This window comes from Acinetobacter sp. 1424608, assembly GCF_000588255.1.
GTDB classification, from domain to species: domain Bacteria; phylum Pseudomonadota; class Gammaproteobacteria; order Pseudomonadales; family Moraxellaceae; genus Acinetobacter; species Acinetobacter nosocomialis.
The window spans coordinates 166,366-188,007 of record NZ_JFXL01000005.1; the positions used below are offsets into that span (position 1 = coordinate 166,366).

Genomic DNA, 21,642 nt, shown 5'->3' on the forward strand with positions numbered 1-21,642 from the left:
ATAAAATGACTTAAATTTTAAAATAAAAATAATTTATAGATTTAAAACTTTAGATAATAGAAAACCCAAATTTTAAATAAATAAAAAGTTTATAAGGGAGAGGGGATAAGTTTATATAGTGGCATGGTCAACTCCTTAGAATTTATGGAGTCCTACCACCGAAAATCACCGTCAATTGATTAGGGTGGTAGAACGAGAAGGGGTTGACAGACTGGGTATACAGACCAGCACGCGCGAGCGCGTCCCCCTCCCGTCCTACCGCAACGGTAAGGGGGAGGTGCAGGTTGCGCACAAGTGTCATACTCAGGAAGTATGAACCTGATACGCTGTATACTCGGTCTGTCAAAACCGACTGGCAATGTAGGCCAGCGGGACCATAATAATCATAAGTTTTTAATAGGTCAATTCAATTTAAATAAAATATTATAAAAATTTTAAATATAAATTTATATTTTAATTAAACTCAAAAGTTAATATCTTTAAAGCTATAAATTAATAAAAATAATAAAGCTAAACTAAACGTTTAGCCTGCTCTTAAAATGTATAACGGTAATTAATAAATACACGGTGTTGGTCCCAATCTTTACGGGTCATACCATTTATTTTTTCACCTAGGTTTGCATTTTCAAACTTTGACTCATAATGCAAAAATGAATAACGTACATCTAAGTTTTTCACCCACGGCAAGGCATAACTCACCGTAAAGTCAAAGTAACGCTCTTTACCCTCAATATCACTGCTGATGTTACTTTGGTGAGCGCCAAAACCATAAATATACTTCGCTTCGGTTTTTAAGCCTTTCACATAGTCTTTCCAGTTATATTTCAGGCGAAGGGCAACGGAGGTTTCATCATTATTGCTAAAGTCAGGGCCAATGGTTGCAGAGGTCGGGAACGGGTTTGTGCCGTGATCTTGCGTCAAAACCGAGTTGCGGTCGGAGTGCACCGCAAAGTTATCTTCTATCCAAAAACCATCAAACTTTGAAACAGCAATGCCACCTTCAATATTATTCTTGGCCACATTTACATCGACAAAATAACCATTGCCACGGTTGTTAATGTCTTGACCTTTGATACAGTCCAGCTCGGTTTCGGCACCGCATTTATACAGCTTGCCATCATCACGCGAGAAAAAAGCACCTGTGTTAAATGTCCACACCAAGCCATGCAGGGGCAGTTTATATTGAGCAATCGCCCCATACTTTTTTAAATAATCTTTGCTATTTAAATATTCGGCATTCACGCTCCAGTTTTTGTATTGATACTTGGCACCAAGCAAACCGACATAATCAATTCGCTCGTCATTTTCAGTCACCAGTTTTTCAAAAGAGTCCATGCTGCGCGGTTTCCAGCGGTCATAGTAGGCCATATAGGTCTGTAGCTGATCATTCAATTGAAACTGCCCACTCGCACCCGAAAAAGTGTCGGGCACTGCGCGGTTATTGGTGCTTTTAAGTAACAGCGAATCGTGCAACTGGCGACCTAATTTAATTTCACCTTGATCACCCAGTTTTGCTTTGATGTAGAGCTGCCCTAAAGTCGCAAAGTTTTGGTCAAGCTTGCCGTTATTTTCGACTTCTAAAAGCTGAGCGCTAGGCTTGCCAGAGTCAAATAACTTGGTGACTGCATAGAGTGAGCCATCTACACCGAGCCAGTCCCACATGTACGGTGACTGATAATTTAACTCAAGCCCTAACGCACTTTGCTCATATTCACTCGACGAAGGCGAAGGGTTGGCAAGCGTGGGGTGGGCAGTGCCTTCATCGTGCCAGTAACGAGTGTTAAGTTTTAATTCTAACTTACCAAATTGTTGAGGAAGCTCTGCATACGCATTGCTCACACTGCCTAAACCAATACAGCCCCATAGCAAATATTTATTCATTTTAAATTCCTTTTTTAAGCATGAATAAGCCCTTTGCCTAACGCTGGGGTTAGGCAAGCTTTTTATGAAATGGATGAATTAAGGAGAGAGTTTTTCGAGCACTTGGCCTTTGGTTTCAATGGCAAACAAGAAGGTCACTAGGCCACCAATGAGTGCCACAACGGCCAGCACACTAAACACATATTGAATGCCGTAACCACCAACCACGAGGCCGACCATAACAGGTCCAATCGCAGAGCCAGCACGTAACCAAGCGGTACTAAAACCAATGCCCATCGCACGTAGGCGAGTTGGGTAAAGTTCTGCAGCGTAAAGGTATAAAGAGAATGAAATAGTTTGCAAAATGGCATAGCTCAGCGTTGCTAAAATTACAACTTGCATGGCCGATTTTGCACCTAAAACCGAGAGACTCATGAGTGGAATAATTGCCAAGAAAAACGCTGCACTGTACCAAGGACGGCGGCCGACTTTATCAATCATTAACGCACAGATAATAGAGGCAATCACACCCACGCCCGAAGTAATCCAGCCATAACCTAAACTGGTTTGCAGTGACAGGCCAAAGTGTTGTTTGTAAAGAGATGGCAGCCAAGTCACCATGGCATTATTCACCATATACACGCAAAACCACATGCCCCATAGGGTAAAGGTACGTTTACGGTAAATACCACGGAACAGCTCGCGCCAGTCGGTTTTTGCCATGCCTTGCGGGTTAATTTCTTTAACCACAGGTTCAGCCAAAGTTTTACCGCTTTTAATGGCACCGTCTTCAAAGCTTTTGACGACTTGATCGGCTTCTTTAAAGCGGCCTTTTGAAGCCAACCAGCGTGGTGACTCAGGCAAGAAAAACCGTAAAGGAATCACCAGTAAAGATGGAACTAAGCCTACAATAAACATGACTTTCCAGCCGTAAATAGGCATCAGGAAAAAGGCTGCCATGCCTGCAAACATAAGACCGAGCGGGAACAAAACTTCATAGAGCAAGAAAAACTTACCGCGCTTTTCTGCACCAATAAACTCATTAATATAGGCACTCGCAACAGGCACTTCACCACCTGTACCAACGCCTTGTAAGAAACGGAAAATTAACAGCGACATTCCGCTCCACGCAAACAGACAAGAAATGTCCATTGCCACAAACAGTAAAATGGTAAAAGACAGCACTTTTAAACGTCCGACTTTTTCGGCAAGAGAACCAAAAAAGATCGCACCGACCAGTTGCCCAACATAGCCCGCGGCAATGATCGCGCCGACATAGGCAGGGGTCAGGTGCCATTCGGTAATGAGTTGGGGTAAAGCAAAGGCAATCGCAAGAACAGTATAAGCGTCAAAAAAGGTCGCGATACCGATGGTAATTCGCATAAATTGCAATCGTCCGGTGACGGGTAGCCGTTCGAGCCTTGCAATAATTTCCGCATTTTTTTGATGATGACTAATTTGTTCTACATCCGCTAGATTTGTCATCTCATATCTCCTTATCACTACATTCCTCGTAGTTTTGTTGTTCTATTTCGCACTACCTGTTCACCACAGTTTGCATGCTTTTTATTATTGTTTTTAAGAGACATGCCCGATGTTTGGCCTCAGGCAGCGTACAGGAAAAAAAGGCTAGCGTATATGCTAGCCCGAATGGAATTTAAGCAACGGCTTGGGTTAAATCGACCTTGCCAATTCCGGCTTGACGCATTGCATCATGAATTTCTTGCTCAGCACCATCTGCCAGTGGAAGCAGAGGTGAACGCACAGTGGCATGGTTCAAAATTCCGCGAGCAACCAGTGCATGTTTCAGCGCGACCGTACCTTCCATGTGTGAACCACGGTGATAGACATTGCAAGTTACTGGTAATAATTGGTCGTGAATAGCACGAGCTTTAGCATAATCTTTGGCTTTACCTGCTTTAATCATTTCAATTAACAATTCAGGGGCAATGTTGCCATAGCCAACCAAAGCGCCGTCTACATCAAACATGGTGTGAAGCAAATATTCATCGTGGCACGTCAACACCTGTAAGTCTGGACGTTCACGGCGAATAATTGGAATTTCGACATCCCAGCGGCGCATGTTACGCACACCATTTTTCATGGCAAATACACCTGGCCGTGCAGAAATATCGAGTAAAGTGTCTAGGTCGTAAGTGGCCTTCGTTGCATCTGGATATTGGAATAAAATAGATGGCAAACCACTTTCTTCATAAATCGCTTTATAGCGGTCTTGTGGTGCGCCTTTTTGATAGCCAAAACGCAACCAGCCATGTGAAGGGTAAATCAAACCTGCCGAAGCACCTGCGCTGACTGCACGTTTTGCTTCTTCTGCTGCAACCGAAGTACCTTCGAGTGTAATCCCTGCGATTACCGGAATTTTATCATCTACCGATTTAACAAAGCTTTCGATGACCTGCATTTGTTCTTTTTGCGACAAGAATGTTCCTTCACCTGCATGCCCAAGAACAACCAAGCCTTTCACACCATCAATACTACCTAACCATGAACCTAAACGTTGAATTGCATCATGGTCTACTTGTCCGTCACGGGTAAAAGGAGTCACAGGTGCTGGGGTTAATCCACGTAAATCTAAACTCATAATCGTACTTCCTATACAGTGTAATTAAATATTCTCTGGTTCTTAATCTGACTTAAATCGTGTTGTAGAGAACATGATTGGAGTATAGAAATAGGTGAGCTATGTAGGAATTACCAATTCTTGAATTTCAGTTATACTGAAAATGTATGGCTCAAAATATTGCCTATTTACGATTTAGGAAGAATCGATGAATTATGAATTATGGAAAATATTTTTAGACGCGGTGGAACTGGGCAGCTTAAGCAAAGTCGCGATGCTGCATAACACCAACCAACCGCAAATCAGTCGGCAAATGAACGAGCTTGAAGCGCAATGTGGCGGACGTTTGTTTAACCGAACTGGCCGCGGTGTTGAGCTGACCGATTTAGGCCAGCATTTACTTCCTAAAATTCGTTCATGGCTGAACGTAACCGACCAACTCAATAATGAAATTTTGCACTCGACTGATACCCCAATTGGCACAGTTCGTATTGCGAGTTTGCCGTCTACAGCGCATCCGTTGTTGTCGACTTTGTATAAAGTGCTTCAAGAGAAATATCCCCTAATTAAACTGTCGGTGCGTGAGGGGCAAGGGGTGCATTTAGAAAAATGGCTGGAAGATGGCAGCGTCGATTTAGCTATTCTTTATCGGTTTAACCCGACACCTAAACAAGGCGATATTTACCTTACCCAAGCCGATACCTATTTGGTCGGCTGCGAAGGAGATACACTCACTCAGGCCAGTGAAGTCGACTTTAAAGCAATCAATCAGTTACCGCTGGTCACCTTTTGCAGGCCAAGTAACTGGCGCAATTTTTTAGACCACATGGCTTATGAAAATGGGGTAGAGCTGAATATTGTGTTTGAAGCCGACTCGATTAGTTTACAAACCCATTTGGTGTCCGAATCTCGCATGTATACCATGCTGGGGCCGCAAGCTTTAAAAAAAGCCAGCCAATACACCTCAATTCAAGCCGCAAAAATTATTAACCCTGCCCTAAAGCGTTATATTTCTTTGTCTATTTCTAAACATGGCTATTTAACGCCTGCGTGTAAGGCAGTGATGGAAGAAATTAGGAATTTGGCCGATTTGCTTTAAAAAACTTGTAACTTTATGACTGGCACTGTTGCATGGTACGCATCATAATTGTTGCTATTTTGAAGACAGTGTTGCGACATTAAACAGTCTATGTTTTTACATGTTTTTTTGTTTTTATAAATGCTTTAGCTTTGATTTGTTTTTAAATATTTAAAACATCTTTGTAGTGAATTTAATGACTTTAAAATAACAGGATGCTGTTTATGCCAGAGAACTCAATTCAACAAGAGACACAAAGTACATGGGCGCTATGTCGAGATCCTGTTTTACTGACTATGATGGGTGGAGCAATTGATACCATTGGTTTTATTGCGTTATTTGGTTTTTTTACCGCGCATGTAACGGGTAACTTGGTGCTGGCAGGAGCAGCCTTGGTGAAGGGCGGCACAGGTGTCTGGATTAAACTTGCTGCTATTCCATTGTTTATTTTGACGGTGGTGATCACCAAACTGTTAATTGACCGTAGTCAGGCCAAACACAAAACACTGTCTTATTTATTTTTGTTTGAAGCTATTTTCCTATGTGCCTTTATGGTTGCTGGGCTTTACTTTGAGCCATTTAAAAATGCCGATGCGATTACCGTTGCTATCACGGGTGGCCTCGGTTTAATTGCCTTAGCTATTCGTAATACTTCAAGTAAAACCCTCATTAAAAATATTAGCCCAAGTACCATGATGACAGGCAACACCACCCAGCTTGGTATTGATATTGCCAACTTACTTAAAAATAATAATGAGGCCAATCGGGCAATTCTGCTTAAAAGTGCCAGTATTGTCATTGGCTTTGTGATTGGTGCTTTTATGGGGGCGGTGCTTTATGTCTATTTTGACTTTTGGAGTGTAGCGCCGTTTATTTTACCTATCCTTTATTTTTCTTATTTGGCTTCACAGCAGAAGTTTAAACAAGCTTAAACAGAGCTGTTGAAAGAGCCTGAATTTAAAAAAATTCGGGCTTTTATTTTTTTAATAAAGCACCATTGAAGTTGAGCTGAAATTGTTCGTTCACAGCTTTACAGGCATAATGACCAGATGGGAAATACATTCGATAAAGGAATGCACAATGACAAAGTCTGGCCATTATTTAGTGCTTGCAATAATGGGACTGCTCAGCGGTTGTCAGGTCATTCATTTAAAAGAAAGTAACTTAAGCAGCGCTTTAAAAAGTAAAAATGAAAGCATTTTGACTGACAATACGTTAAGCCATCAAACCCAAAACTTGCTGTATTTGGTCAAAGAAAGTGAAACGTCTTGTCTGCAAAATTTTGATGATTGTTTAAAGAAAATTCAGGGACTGTCTGAAAATAGCAGCAGAGAAGAGCGTTATGCTGCGCTCAGTGAAATTTACTTGGCAAAAGCTTTAGATGTGTTGGTCGTAGCAGTCAGTGTAATGTGGGCAGTAAAAATAATAGCTGTGTCGAGCAAGAGTTAGCACTGTTTGATAAAAGCTTGCGTTATAGCTATGTCTATTTGTTTGACTCTGAAGAGTCGCCGTTCGATCGGGTGTTTGACCATCGGCAAAATCAGGTGCGTATTTTTTATAACGTCGCCTTGTCGAAGCTTATGACCACGTATTTTAATCATTTAAATACACTTCATTTTCCACCGCTACTCAAAGCAGATGGGCATGAGTATCACGTCAATTTTGATCATGCAGTAGATGTACAAAACATTGAAGTCGATACCTTTCGCTCTAGCTATAACATGAACTTTTCAGGGTTTAATACCGTCAACCGTAAGGATGGTTTAGGTGCCGAGTTTATCGTGGGGCGTAAGGAGCATGATGTAAATCATGGTTTCATTTTAGACCCCGATGCTTTTTACGCTCACCAGAGTAATCCAAACATACATTTACCACGCTTCTTTCCAGTGACTGCCATTGCTTACCCAAAACAAAAAGCCACAGCCGATCAAGTCATTGCTGGGGCAGATTTGGAAATTTCCATGTTCGACCCATACCGACAGGACCGTGTAAAAGTTGAAGGTGTGGACTATCCACTCACGGCAAACTATTCGGCACCTTATGGGCTTTGGCTGTCAAAATATAATTTAGGTGCAGCAGGTTATTGGTCTTTAATTAATAAAGAAGCCAATTTGATCATGCCACATTTATATATGTTGGAACCCTTTAACCCGAATAAAAAAATCATTGTGTTCGTTCATGGTTTGGCAAGTAGCCCAGAAGCATGGGTGAGTCTAACCAATGATATTATGGGCGATGCTGAATTAAGGAAAAACTATCAAGTTTGGCAGGTGTTTTATTCAACCAATATGCCGATTTTTGAAAGCCGTTTTCAGATTTATTCATTGCTGAATCAGGCTTTTCAAAACGTTGCTAAAGACAGCTATGCTGCACATGATGCTGTGCTAGTGGGGCATAGTATGGGCGGAGTGATTAGTCGTTTATTGGTGAGCGATGCTGATATTTCTGAGCAAGCCATGCAAAAAATGAATGAAGCCCAGTTAAACCGTTTAAAAGAAAATCCGGTGGTGCTAGAGCGCTTTCAATTCAAAGCTTTGCCTTATTTTAAGCGGGTAGTTTTTGTTTCAGCGCCGCATCATGGTACTGACTACGCTGACCGATGGTTTACCCAAATTGCCCGCCGTATTATTCGTTTGCCTGCTGACTTTTTTATTGCAGTTGAAATGAGAGATGAGAAAAATACAAAACTCAGAAAAGGTTTAATTGAAAATGGAGCGAGTAATTTAAGTCGTTCATCTAACTTTATGAAGCTCACTCAAGCCATTCAGCCATCGTCCAATGTGGTCTATCACTCGATTATGGGCAACATAAATGGCACGGCAGATAAGTCAAAAATGAGTGATGGGATTGTGCCTTATCAAAGTTCACATTTAGGTGGAGAGCAATCAGAACTGATCATTAAAGGTGGGCATTCGATTCAAACCTCACCAGAGGCGATTTTAGAATTACGCCGTATTTTACGATTGCATTTAAAGCAGTCGCAGCCTTCAAAATAGAAATTTTGTTTTTAGAAAACCACTGCTGAAATAGCTCAACAGTGGTTGAAGTGATTAATTAAGCTGATTTTGTTTGAGTGATTTTTTATGCTCAAAGTAGCTGATTGAAAAAATAACCAAGCCAACCAAATACAACACACCAGACAACAACAGTAAGTCTAAGCCTGCTGCATAGAGCAACCAAAGTGCATAGATTGAAGCGACACTTGCAATCGCAATATGTGGCGTGCGTTTATTGCGAATGGATTCTTTAAGATAAAAAGCCGACACCAGAAAATAAGGTAGCAAAATCATCACCGATGAAATTAATAAAAGCTGGGTATAATTTTTATTGAAAAAATACACCGCAATCAATGCACCTTGTACGACAATCGTGGTTAGCCAAAGTGATGAAATGGGTACATTATTTTGATTATTCTTTAAAAATAATTTCGGGAATGCACCATTTTTTGCAGCTAAATATGGAATTTCAGTGGCGAATAAAGTCCAGCTTAAATAAGATGAGGAAACTGAAATAATAAGCCCGATGGTAATAACAATCGTGCCCGGTAAACCGATGAGCTGCTGCAAAATGGTTGCCATTGATGGGTTGTGCATGCCAGCAAGCGCCTCACGACTTGCCACACCATAAGCCAATACGGTGACCATGACGTAAAAACTTAACGCCAGTAAAACACCTAAAATGGTCGCTTTACCAATGTCATGACGTTTTTTAGCACGCGATGATAAAACCACAGCACCTTCAATACCGGTAAATACCCAAAGGGTAATGAGCATTAGGTCTTTCACTTGCTGCCAAAGCGGAACTTTTAAAGAGAAGTCATTTAAGTTGAGTTTGAACAAATCAAACTTAAAGGCAATAAAGGTAAAGAAGATAAAAACCACCATTGGAATGATTTTGGCAATGGTTGCTAGTAAATTCACAATCGCAGCTTCTTTAATGCCTCGACTCACTAACCAGTGCACCAGCCATACAAAAATGCTTGACCCAATCAGAGAGTAGAGCGTATTACCTTCACCAAAAATAATATGGTCTTTGCTATCGGTAAACATGCCGACGCCTGAAAAGGCAATCACCACATAGCCGACAATACCAATGGTGGTACACAACCAATAACCCCACGCCGAGCAAAAACCAATCAGGTCTCCAAAACCTTCCCGTGCATAGTTATAAATACCGCCGTCTAGATCTGGTCGTTGACGGGTTAAATGCAACAATGACAGGGCTAAGAAAATAATGCCGACTCCGGTAATGAGCCATGCAACAAGAAGGGCAGAGCCGTTGGCAACTTGAGCCATATTTTGGGGAAGGCTAAATACACCAGACCCCACCATAGAGCTAAATACCAGCGCTGTAAGAGACAACAATCCGATTTTGGCAGCAGACATGGTATTTATTCTTTAAAAAATTGAGAAAGTTCAGCAATATGTTCTGGTCCAATACCACAGCAACCGCCAACCAGACTTGCACCTGCTTGCTGCCACTGTTTAGCAAAACCAAGATAAGCTGGAGCATCTAAGTCTTTACGAATTTCATCCAGACCATCGTTGGCTGTAGCGCTTTCATCTTGCGGTGGGAAAGCGTTGGCATAGGCGCCAATTTGTACAGACTCTGGAATGAGTCCTTTAATCTCATTAATCGCTTGCAAGATCACTTCTGGTTGGCAGCAGTTAAACAATACTGCTTTGGCATTTGATTGCTTGATGAAATCAGCCACTTGCTGCATGTTTTCGCCTGAACGAAGTAACGCTTGTTCTTGTTTAATTTCATCTTGCAGCGTAAATGACACCCAATAGTCCTTACCATCTTGTGGCAATAACGCGTGTACTGTTTTAACTTCTTTTAAGCAAGATTGAGTTTCAGCTAACCAGAAGTCAACTTCTGGTGCCAATGTATTAATAATTGGCTCAGCTAGGTTTTTAGCTTGTTCTGGCTGGAACAAGTCGGCGCGGTAAGAACCAAATAACGGCGGTAAGCAGCCTGCAATTTTGACATTTTTGCCGCTTTCTTTAACTGCATTTTTTGCTTGTTCGATGGCAACTTTAATTAAACGCACGCCGTCAGTTTCAAAGCGTTCTTGACCAATGTGAAATGGTACAACCGCGTAGTTATTGGTGGTAATGACTTCTGCACCAGCGTTAATAAAATCGAGATGAACTTCTTTTACTGTTTCAGGTGCTTCAATAAGTGCAAGCGCAGACCACTCTGGTTGACGAAATGGAGCGCCACGACGGGCCAATTCACGGCCTAAACCGCCATCTAAAATTTTCATAAATTACAACATAACGGGAGAAAAATAATTCAGTTAATCTAGCGTGTAGACGAGCCGTGTTCAATCGCGAATATGCTCGATATATTTCTAAATAAATTAGATTGTTATGAATATTTTTTCTTAAAAGGAATTCTGTAGATGATGTTCAGTTTTACTGATGAACTTCATGTGAAAAAGAACACGTATTCATTTGAAAGTATAGAATAAAAAATGATCTTACAAAGCACCATATTGTTGCCAGCTTTCACCTGTATGCTGTGTTTTATAATAGGCTTGAAGTTGTTTAAGCTGTGAAAAATGTATACCTGACCACACCAATAAACTAATGAATATGAGCACCTTAGATAAACTGCGAACTTTACTTAGGCGAGTAAAAGCCAACATAACAAAAAATAAGGCAGGTAAAAATATAAAGAACTGAATAGGGGAGAAAAATAGATGAGCGGTGCTGAAATATAAAGCGAGTGCGCTCATGAGCACATTTAAAACAGCACATAGTTTTTGATATTTACCGAGCTTAAATGCATAAGCTGTTATGGCAAGTAACACGGCTGAGCTAACATAAATAGCTGTACCGCCAATCATCCACATATAAAATCCGCTTAACAAAAGATAAGCCAGTAGCAAAACAAGTACGAGCTTAAAGCAAAATGACAAGAGGCGAGGTGATGAGTTTAAAGGCGTCATAGCTAGTCTAAATATCTCAACTGGGGTCTTAAAAAACAAAAGGACGAATCGAAATTCATCCTTTTGATATTTTACTTATACATCGTCAAACTTAGTTTGCTTTTGCAGCAGGGGCAGCAGCAGTTTCATCGTTTGCAGCTTTGAACGGAGATGTATAGTTCAAGCCAAGCGTAGAACTTGTGTACTGACGAACTTTGTCGAGTAACACAGGGTCTTTGCTCAAGTCTTGCTTATAAGAAACCACGATTTCATGAAGCTTCTGGTTCCACTTACCTTCAGTTTGCTGAGGGAAAGCTTTTTCAAGCAAGTTAAGCATGATGTATGGAGAAGTCGAAGCACCCGGAGACGCACCTAACAACGCAGTTACAGCGCCATCTTTAGAAGCAAAGATTTCTGTACCGAATTGAAGTGTTGCAGGTTTACCCGGTTCTTTCTTGATGATCTGAACACGTTGACCACCTTGGCTTAAACGCCAATCTTCAGCTTTCGCATCTGGGTAGTATTTACGAAGTTCATTTAGACGGTCTTGGTCTGACATCATCACTTGGCTCACCAAGTATTTAACAAGATCAAGGTTTTCTAAGCCAACAGTGGTCATTGGTAAAACGTTGTTTTTGTTAGTAGATGCAAGCAAATCAAGCTGAGAACCATTTTTCAGGAACTTGTTTGAATAGGTTGCAAATGGGCCAAACAATACATATTTTTTACCGTCGATATAACGTGTATCAATATGTGGTACAGACATTGGAGGCGCACCAAGTTCAGCACGGCCATATACTTTCGCTGTATGTTGAGACGTAATTGCTGGGTTATCAGTAATTAAGAACTCACCACCAACAGGGAAGCCAGCATATTGTTTCGCTTCTGGTAAACCAGTAAGTTGCAATAATTTAACCGCTGCACCACCTGCACCGATAAATACAAAACGTGTTTTAACGTGATCTGTTTTACCAGTTTTCAAATCTTTAAAAGACACAGTCCAAGTTTTGTCATCATTTTGGCTGATGCCAGTCACTTCAGTTGAAGTCTGTAATTTGAAATTTGGGTTTTGGTTTAAGTGTTTCACTAACTGATTCGTGATTGAACCGTAGTTTACGTCTGAACCAACTTCCATACGAGTCGCTGCAACTTTTTGAGTTGGATCACGATCGTTCATCACCAAAGGTGCCCATTGCTTAATCACAGCTGGGTCTTCAGTAAATTTCATACCTTTGAACAACGGGCTTTGAATCATGGCAGCATAACGTTTTTCTAAGAACTGAACGTTATCGCCCCAAACGAAAGCAATGTGTGGAACAGGGTTAATGAATGATTTTGGTTCAGCTAAAACGCCTTGTTTTACCTGATATGACCAGAACTGTTTAGCGACTTCAAATTGAGAAGCAACTTTTTCAGCTTTGACAATTTCCATCTTACCGTTTTTTTCTTCGGTATAGTTCATTTCCATAAAGCCAGAGTGGCCTGTTCCGGCATTGTTAAAGCCGTTTGAACTTTCTTGAGCAACTTGGTCAAGACGTTCATACATACGAATTTGCCAATTCGGTTCAAGCTCAGTGAAATAAGTACCAAGAGTGGCACTCATGATGCCGCCGCCAACAAGAACAGCATCAACAACTGGCTCATCTTTTGCAGTTTGTACTTGTTTTGACGCAATTGGTCTAAACAAGAAAACAATTCCTGCAATTAAAATAAGAATGATTAATACCAGAAGGTATTTCAAAAACTTTTTCATGTAAGGGGGACCTTAAAATAAGTTATTTGAGTCACTTAAGGTGTGAGGAAACCTAGACAGCGTATCCAGACAAAATGGATATAAATGCGAAAGTAAAATTCTCCAAAACAGAGAACTTTAAAAAAAGAAAAATTACTTGGGATTATCGCAAACACTCTATATTTTAGACTAATTTTGCATTGACAAGACAATTTTTATAATAAATGGGGTTCATCAAAATCATAAATATGATTTATATTTGATCAAATTAAGCTTTTATAAGATTATTTTTAGCTTTTATTTTGGTGTAAATATTTGAAAATTAATGATTAAAATAATTTTGGTTAAACTTGAATCATTTGAGGATAATTTGCCTATAAAAATAGATTAATTTTTATTTCATGCGATATTTATGTAAATGTTTAGCTTATAGCCGCTTATTTTTTGTCATACATAGTTCTTATTAATGCTTGTGCAGTACCTATTAAATTAAGGGCATATCTCTGTATAAGAAATATGCCCTTAACGGTTTTATGACGCGACATAGAACGGTGCAGTTGAACGTGGCAACGCTTCACGCCCACGAATTTGGTCTGCAATTTTCTCGGCAATCATAATAGTGGTTGCATTTAAGTTACCGGTAATAATGAGCGGCATAATTGAGGCATCGACCACACGTAAACCATTCATACCGTGTACACGGCCTTGACCATCTACAACAGCCATTTCGTCTTCGCCCATCTTACAGCTACAAGACGGGTGATAAGCCGTTTCTGCATGGTTACGGACAAAGTCATCAAGCTCTGCATCGGTTTGCAAATGTTTGCCCGGGCTAATTTCATCACCACGATATGGGTCAAGCGCAGGTTGCTGCATGATTTCACGTGTAATACGAATTGCATCACGGAACTCACGCCAGTCTTGTTCAGTCGACATGTAGTTAAACAAGATACTTGGGTGCGCAAACGGATCTTTCGATTTAAGTTTGATACGACCGCGTGAAGGCGAACGCATTGAACCCACGTGGGCTTGGAAGCCGTGTTCTTTTACTGCATTACTACCGTTGTAGTTAATAGCTACTGGTAAGAAATGGTACTGAATGTTTGGCCACTTAAACTCATCCGAACTACGGATAAATCCACCCGCTTCAAACTGGTTACTTGCGCCAATACCTGTACCGTTAAATAACCACTCGGCACCAATGGCAGGTTGGTTATACCATTTCAAGGCAGGGTATAAAGAAACGGGTTGCTTACATTTATACTGTAAGTACATTTCCAAGTGATCTTGCAAGTTTTCACCCACGCCCGGCAAATCATGAACCACATCAATATCCATTGATTTTAAGAAGGTGCTTTGACCTACACCTGAACGCTGTAAAATTTGCGGTGACGCAATTGCGCCTGCACAAAGTAATACTTCGCGTTTAACCAAGGCGCGTTGCAAGTTGTTTTGATCAGCACCAATAATGTATTCAACACCAATCGCTTGCTTTTGATTAAACAAGATTTTGTTGGTCGTCGCATGAGTTAAAATAGTCAGGTTTGGACGACCTTTTGCCATATCCAAATAACCACGTGCGGTACTTGAACGACGGCCTTTTGGGGTAACTGTACGGTCCATTGGACCAAAGCCTTCTTGCTGGTAACCATTTAAGTCGTCAGTACGTGGGTACCCCGCCTGTACACCAGCTTCAACCATGGCATGGAACAAGACATTGTTGCCATTTTTAGGCGTAGCAACCGACACAGGGCCATTGCCACCATGGTAGTCATTTTCACCAATGTCACGAGTTTCGGCTTTTTTGTAGTAAGGCAAACAGTCGGCATAAGACCAGTTTTCAAGGCCTTTATGAGTTGCCCATTGTTCTAAATCCATTGCGTTACCGCGGATATAGCACATACCATTAATTAAAGATGAGCCACCTAAACCTTTACCACGACCACACTCCATACGACGGTTGTTCATGTGTGGTTCAGGATCAGTTAAATAAGCCCAGTTATAGCGACGGCCTTGAAGAGGGTAGGCCAAAGCTGCCGGCATTTGTGTACGAAAATCCAAGCGATAATCTGGGCCACCCGCTTCTAAGAGTAAAACGGTGGTATCTTTGTCTTCAGTCAGACGCGCAGCAAGTACATTTCCGGCAGATCCTGCGCCAATAATAATGTAATCATATTCTTTAATATTCATAACTATCCTTTTTTTACTAGCAGTTTGCCTGAGCAATCTATAAAGACTGCTCGGCATATGTGTTTTAGGTTGAAGGTTTTAGAGCGATTGCGGCATTAAAAAATGCTTTGATAATCGCCAAGTTCAACTTGAATAGATTTGATACGGGTATAGTGCCCAAGCGTGGTTAAGCCATTTTCGCGGCCCACACCAGATTGCTTGTAGCCACCGACTGGCATTTCGGCAGGTGATTCACCCCAAGTGTTAATCCAGCAAATACCAGCTTCAATTTGGTGAATAATGCGATGAGCGCGGCTAATATCTTGAGTGACCACACCGGCAGCTAGACCAAAGGTGGTGTCGTTAGCACGACGGATTACTTCTTCTTCGGTTTCATAGCTTAAGATGCTCATGACAGGTCCAAAAATTTCTTCTTGAACAATCGCCATTTGGTCGGTGCAGTCGCTAAATACTGTCGGTAGTACATAAGCGCCGTTGGCAAGTTTGCCTTCTGTCGCACGACCACCACCAATTAATACTTTAGCGCCTTGTTGTTTGCCTGACTCAATGAAAGACAACACTTTTTCCATGTGAGGGAAGCTAGTGAGTGGACCGAAGTTCGTATCTTCAGCCATTGGGTCGCCAATGCGAATACGTTTTACACGCTCTACAACCGCTTTTTCAAAGTCGGCTAGAAGTGATTTTGGAACAAATACACGAGTACCGTTGGTACATACCTGACCTGAGCTAAAGAAGTTCGCCATGACTGCAATATCTGCTGCACGGTTCAGGTCGGCATCTTCACAAATAATCAGTGGAGATTTACCACCGAGTTCCATGGTCACTTCTTTTAGCGTAGAGCCAGCAGCACTTGCCATGACTTTTTTGCCAGTTTCCACACCACCAGTAAATGAGATTTTTTCAATCACAGGATGTTCAGTGAGCCATTGACCAATTTCACGACCAGCACCTTGCACCACGTTAAATACGCCGTCTGGTAAGCCAGCTTCTGTATAGATTTCTGCAAGTTTAAATACAGTGAGTGGAGTGGTTTCACTTGGTTTGAAAATCATGGCATTACCCGCAGCAAGGGCAGGGGCAGATTTCCATAAAGCAATTTGAATTGGATAGTTCCAGGCACCAATACCTGCAACCACGCCTAAAGGTTCACGGCGTGTATAAAAGAAACTTGATTCGCGAAGCGGAACTTGTTCGCCTTGAATAGCTGTTGCAAGTCCTGCGTAGTATTCGAGTACATCTGCGCCAGTCACAATATCGACTGTAGATGTTTCGCTGTAGGCTTTACCGGTGTCGAGTGTTTCAAGACGGGCAAGCTCATCATTACGTTCACGGAGAATATCGACAGCGCGACGTAAAATACGTGAACGCTCCATAGCGGTCATGGCTGCCCAGATTTTTTGTCCTTGTTGGGCACTTTTTACAGCAGCTTCAATATCTTGTTCAGATGCCTGTTGAAGAGTCGCGATAATTTCGCCGTTGGCAGGGTTAATACTATTAAATGTTTTACCACTGGTTGCTTCAACGTAGCGTCCATGGATATACAGTTGATAAACTTGTACATCACTCATTTTGTCTCTCCTGCAAAGGCTTGTTCGCAAATTGCAATTGCGTTTTTACATAATCGTAAGCAATGGAACGGGCCAGTTCGCTGTCAAATTCGTTGTGACGGCTTAAACTGCCACGTAGCCATAATCCATCAATCAATGCTGCCAGACCTCTTGCGGCAACACTGGCCTGTTGTTCATCCATTAACTTGAGAAAATAAAACTTCAAGTTGGAATACAGGCGTTGATCATTAATCTTTTGCAAACGGCTCAGGTCCGGTACATGCATACTTGCAGACCAAAAGTCTAACCAGACCCGCATTGCTTTTTCATTTACCTGACTAATGTCAAAGTTAGAGTCAATAATTGCCTTAATCTGGCTTTCCGGATGCGAATCTGCTTCTGCTCTGTACTGTTCGGTTTTCCGACGCAACACATTGAGCATTTCTTGCATACAGGTATTTATTAACCCTTGTTTGTCGCCAAAGTAATGGCTGACAATACCGGTCGACAACTCGGCTTTTTTTGCAATTTGTGCAATGGTGGTATTGGATAACCCCACTTCATAAATTACGTCGAGTGCAGCGTTCATAATCTCTTCACGGCGCACATGCTCTGGTTTTACTCTGCGTTTTGTCATGATTTTCCACATCAGCACTTTTAGGGGTGCTTTAAATTCAGCATGTTAACTTGCAGAGCATCATAGCACTTTTTTATCATACTTGTTATTGATTGAACGTTCAATCAATAACAAGTATGATGTGTAAAAATCAATGAATTTTTGAATCTGACTTCGGGGAAGAAGAGGTAGAATCAGAAGTTCTTACGGATAGGATGATGCGCATAAGTCCGGTACTTATCACGTTATTTTGGAAAAAATACACCGATTGCAAGGAGCAATAAGATGGTGTTGAAAAGTGATGGATATTCTTCAGACCATATTCGGTTAAATCGTTTTGTATTTTGGAGTTCGGCAGTCAGTATCGGCATTTTTGGCCTATTATTTGTACTGTTTCCAGAAAAAAGTCAGTTTTGGCTGACCTATGTGCAAGAGCAGGTAAACCACTTTTTTGGGTGGTATTACATGTTGGTCATTGTGCTGTGTTTAGGCTTTGTGGCTTGGCTTGCCTTCTCAAAAGTAGGGCAAATTCCTTTAGGAAAAGACCACGACAAACCTGAGTTTGGCTATTTGGCTTGGACCTCTATGTTGTTTTCAGCAGGTATTGGTATCGCGCTACTTTATTATGGTGTTGCTGAACCTGTTGACCATTTTCTAAGACCACCAGAAGGTGAGGCAGGTACTGTTCAGGCCGCCCGTAATGCTATGACCTATAGCTTTTTGCACTGGGGGATTCATGGCTGGGTACTTTATGCCTTGCTAGGTGTGACATTAGGTTATTTTGCCTTTAGACAAGATTTACCCCTCGCACTACGCTCGGCGCTCTATCCAATTTTTGGAGAGCGAGTACATGGTCTAGTTGGCGATTTTGTTGATGGCTTTGGTATTTTAGCAACTGTCATTTCATTGGTGACCAACTTAGGTATTGGTGCTTTGGTGTTAGTTTCAGGTATTTGTTATTTAATTCCTGAAATACCGCATAGCTCTGCAACTTTAATCACTGCAGTTTTAATCATGATGTTTGTGGCGACAGTCACTACAGTGATCGGGATTGAAAAAGGCTTAGCATGGTTATCGCGTATTAATTTACGTTTGCTCTATGCTTTACTTTTATTTGTATTTTTAACCGGACCGACTAACCATTTGTTAAATGGTCTTGTACAAAATACGGGCGATTACCTTAATAATTTTATGGGTAAAAGTTTTGATATGTATTTATACAATCAAAAAGCCAGTGGCTGGTTGGGTTCATGGACTGTGTTTTATTGGGCATGGTGGATTGCTTGGGCACCTTTTGTAGGAATGTTTATTGCCCGAATTTCTAAAGGCCGAACTATTCGAGAAGTGGTTTTGGGTGTATGCCTCATTCCACTAGGTTTTACCTTGGCTTGGATCTCGATTTTTGGAAATACTGCAATTCATTTTATTCTTAACCAGAAACAGAAAGTTTTAGGTGATATGGTTTTAAGTGACCCTGCGTTGTCATTATTCAAATTACTCGAATATCTCCCGTTTAATCCGTATATTGCCGGGATTGTTGTTGTAATTTGTTTCGTTTTATTTTTGATACCGGTTGGGTCTGGTACACTAATGATCGCCAATTTGTCCTCGAAAGGGGGCACCAGTGATAGTGATTCACCGATCTGGTTACGCATCTTTTGGTCTGTGGTCATTACCATTGTAAGTATCGGCTTATTATTAGCAGGTAGTTTTAACTCCATGCAAAGTGCAGTGGTGTTATGTGGTTTACCATTTTCTGTGATTATTTTGCTTTATATGTTTGGCCTAGCCAAAGCCCTGAAGCAAGATGATTTTGACCCGAATGTTGCGAAAAAGCAGTTAGCTATTTCAAAAGACATTTCTATTCCATCGAATTGTGACCAGAACAAAGTGACCGAGGTTTTATAACCTTGGTTCATCACATTTATTTATATTTTTTGCGTTCAAAACAGTCTTTTCATTATTGTTAAATAGTGAAAAGACTAAATTGAATATTTTATTTTTCTTCTATTCCTTGAGGATTGTATGGCAACAGATAATCCAAGAGCAGTTGATGATTTAACATTATCTAAATCTAAAAAAGACCCGCTTAACCGTGTGGTTTTTTATATTTCAGCTCTAATCATTTTAATCTTTTCTCTCGTTACTTTTTTATTTAACGATTTCGCAAATCGAACCATTAACACCGTTCTTGCGTGGGTAACGTCAACCTTTGGCTGGTACTATTTACTGGCTGCTACGCTGTATATGGTGTTTGTCATTTTCATTGCCTGCTCACGGTATGGTGAGATTAAACTTGGCCCTAAACACTCAAAGCCTGAGTTTAGTTTACTGAGTTGGTCTGCCATGCTGTTTTCGGCAGGTATTGGTATTGATTTAATGTTCTTCTCGGTGGCCGAGCCATTATCTCATTATATGCAGCCACCTGTTGGTGTAGGCCAGACCTATGAAGCGGCACGCCAAAGTATGGTGTGGACGCTGTTTCACTATGGTTTGACCGGATGGTGTATGTATGCCTTGATTGGTATGGCACTTGGTTATTTCAGTTATCGCTATAACTTACCGCTTACCATTCGTTCTGCACTTTACCCAATTTTTGGGAACAGAATTAATGGGGCAATTGGCCATAGTGTAGATACTGCCGCCGTCATCGGGACAATTTTTGGTATTGCGACCACCTGTGGGATTGGCGTGGTACAGCTGAATTATGGTTTACATGTTTTATTAGGACTGCCAGAGAATATCTGGATGCAGTTTGCACTGATTGCCATTGCGGTCGGTATTAGTATTATTTCAGTGACATCCGGGGTGAATAAAGGCCTTCGGATTTTATCTGAAATCAATATTTATGTATCGATTGGTCTTTTACTGTTTATTTTGTTCTTGGGCAATACCGAGTTTTTACTCAATGCGCTGGTACAAAATATTGGTGATTATTTAACTCGCTTCCCAACCTTAGCCCTTCAAAGTTTTGCTTTTGAGCAACCTAAAGATTGGATGAGCAGTTGGACTTTGTTCTTCTGGGCATGGTGGATTGCTTGGTCGCCATTTGTAGGGCTGTTTTTGGCCCGCATTTCTAGAGGCCGTACCATTCGTGAGTTCGTGTGCGGGACTTTAATTATTCCTCTGTTATTTACCTTAACGTGGTTATCCATTTTTGGTAATAGCGCATTGCACAGCGTGATTTTTGAAGGCAACCAGACTTTAGCTGCAACGGTATTATCCAATCCGGCACATGGTTTTTATGACCTGTTAGCGCAGTATCCGGGCTTTACTTTCATTGCTTCAGTCGCAACAGTAACAGGCCTTTTATTCTATGTGACTTCTGCCGATTCGGGGGCACTTGTTTTAGGTAACTTCACGACCAAGCTTACCCATATTGATAATGATGCGCCGCGTTGGTTAAGCGTGTTTTGGGCAATTGCCATTGGCTTATTAACGCTCGCTATGCTGATGACCAACGGGATTACCGCTTTGCAAAATGCAACCATCATTATGGGACTGCCGTTTAGTTTCGTGATGTTCCTTGTGATGGCGGGGCTTTATAAATCGCTCAGACTTGAAGACTACAGGCATGCAAGCCGAAGTATGAACGCAGCACCTGTGGTGGGTAATGTCGATATCCTCAATTGGAAACAACGTTTGACTCGGGTTATGCATCATCCAGGAACCTCTGAAACCAGACGTATGCTCGATACCGTTTGCAAACCTGCTGTTCAGGCCGTAGCTGACGAACTCATTAAGCAAGGTATGAACGTAGATGTGCAGCAAACCCCACTTGAAGATGAAGAGGCGCTATATCACCTCGATATCACCATTCATTTGGAAGAAGAGCAAAACTTCGTGTATCAGATTTGGCCAGTCCGTTATAGCGCGCCTAACTTTAGTCAGCGTGTAAAACGAGGCAAACAGTTCTATTACCGTCTCGAAACTTATCTTTATGAAGGTTCTCAAGACAACGACCTTGTGGGTTACAGTAAAGAACAGGTTATTAATGACATTTTAGATAAGTATGAACGACATATGACGTTCTTGCATATTAATCGTATTAGCCCTGGGAACCGTCCATTATTCCCAGATCCGCAAGCTTAAGGGGAATATGC

At 41.3% G+C, this 21,642-nt stretch carries 14 protein-coding genes and 1 pseudogene; 5 read left to right on the top strand and 10 right to left on the bottom strand.

Annotation, left to right across the window (positions count from 1 at the left end; all coding sequences use genetic code 11):
* Nucleotides 1–534: 534 nt before the first annotated feature.
* From J678_RS11505 to J678_RS11515, 3 genes are all read right to left on the bottom strand, one after another.
* Nucleotides 535–1,881, bottom strand: coding sequence for an OprD family outer membrane porin (locus tag J678_RS11505; RefSeq protein ID WP_017393318.1), 1,347 nt, complete (start codon nt 1,879–1,881; stop codon nt 535–537).
* Between the two features lie 78 nt (nt 1,882–1,959).
* Nucleotides 1,960–3,345, bottom strand: coding sequence for an MFS transporter (locus J678_RS11510; protein WP_000182795.1), 1,386 nt, complete (start codon nt 3,343–3,345; stop codon nt 1,960–1,962).
* A 172-nt stretch (nt 3,346–3,517) separates the two neighbouring features.
* Entirely contained in the window at nt 3,518–4,462 is a 945-nt protein-coding gene (locus J678_RS11515) for a dihydrodipicolinate synthase family protein (RefSeq protein WP_017393319.1), read from the bottom strand.
* A 187-nt stretch (nt 4,463–4,649) separates the two neighbouring features.
* On the opposite strand from J678_RS11515, the gene J678_RS11520 reads away from it, so the two are divergent.
* The 3 genes and pseudogenes from J678_RS11520 (at nt 4,650) to J678_RS11530 (ending at nt 8,515) form a co-directional block, all read left to right on the top strand.
* A complete protein-coding gene (locus J678_RS11520; protein WP_017393320.1) occupies nt 4,650–5,540 on the top strand; it encodes a LysR family transcriptional regulator in 891 nt (296 codons plus the stop codon).
* Nucleotides 5,541–5,743: 203 nt separating this feature from the next.
* A complete protein-coding gene (locus J678_RS11525) occupies nt 5,744–6,451 on the top strand; it encodes a YoaK family protein (protein ID WP_017393321.1) in 708 nt (235 codons plus the stop codon).
* 148 nt (nt 6,452–6,599) lie between these two features.
* Nucleotides 6,600–8,515: pseudogene (locus tag J678_RS11530) on the top strand (esterase/lipase family protein).
* A gap of 54 nt (nt 8,516–8,569) precedes the next feature.
* Here J678_RS11530 and J678_RS11535 read toward each other — a convergent pair.
* From J678_RS11535 to betI, 7 genes are all read right to left on the bottom strand, one after another.
* Entirely contained in the window at nt 8,570–9,904 is a 1,335-nt protein-coding gene (locus tag J678_RS11535) for a basic amino acid/polyamine antiporter (RefSeq protein WP_017393322.1), read from the bottom strand.
* 5 nt (nt 9,905–9,909) lie between these two features.
* Nucleotides 9,910–10,788 (bottom strand): homocysteine S-methyltransferase family protein, encoded by an 879-nt coding sequence (locus tag J678_RS11540; protein ID WP_017393323.1) that lies wholly within the window; start codon nt 10,786–10,788, stop codon nt 9,910–9,912.
* A 216-nt stretch (nt 10,789–11,004) separates the two neighbouring features.
* On the bottom strand, nt 11,005–11,475 hold the full coding sequence (locus J678_RS0104150; RefSeq protein WP_031944640.1) for a hypothetical protein: 471 nt from the start codon (nt 11,473–11,475) through the stop codon (nt 11,005–11,007).
* Between the two features lie 91 nt (nt 11,476–11,566).
* On the bottom strand, nt 11,567–13,207 hold the full coding sequence (gene mqo / locus J678_RS11545; RefSeq protein WP_017393325.1) for a malate dehydrogenase (quinone): 1,641 nt from the start codon (nt 13,205–13,207) through the stop codon (nt 11,567–11,569).
* A gap of 510 nt (nt 13,208–13,717) precedes the next feature.
* The gene (betA, locus tag J678_RS11550) at nt 13,718–15,376 is read right to left on the bottom strand and encodes a choline dehydrogenase (protein WP_017393326.1); all 1,659 of its coding nucleotides are present in this window, start codon (nt 15,374–15,376) and stop codon (nt 13,718–13,720) included.
* Between the two features lie 95 nt (nt 15,377–15,471).
* A complete protein-coding gene (gene betB / locus J678_RS11555) occupies nt 15,472–16,944 on the bottom strand; it encodes a betaine-aldehyde dehydrogenase (protein WP_017393327.1) in 1,473 nt (490 codons plus the stop codon).
* Nucleotides 16,937–17,560 carry a transcriptional regulator BetI gene (gene betI / locus J678_RS11560; protein ID WP_000166965.1) on the bottom strand — a complete coding sequence of 208 codons (624 nt, stop codon included), beginning with the start codon at nt 17,558–17,560 and terminating at the stop codon, nt 16,937–16,939. Before betI ends, betB begins: the two co-directional genes overlap by 8 nt.
* Before the next feature lie 264 nt (nt 17,561–17,824).
* On the opposite strand from betI, the gene J678_RS11565 reads away from it, so the two are divergent.
* Nucleotides 17,825–19,447: a BCCT family transporter gene (locus J678_RS11565; RefSeq protein ID WP_031955821.1), complete on the top strand. Its 1,623-nt coding sequence runs from the start codon at nt 17,825–17,827 to the stop codon at nt 19,445–19,447.
* Between the two features lie 117 nt (nt 19,448–19,564).
* Nucleotides 19,565–21,631, top strand: a complete 2,067-nt coding sequence (locus J678_RS11570; RefSeq protein ID WP_002054451.1) for a choline transporter — start codon at nt 19,565–19,567, stop codon at nt 21,629–21,631.
* Nucleotides 21,632–21,642 lie beyond the last annotated feature (11 nt).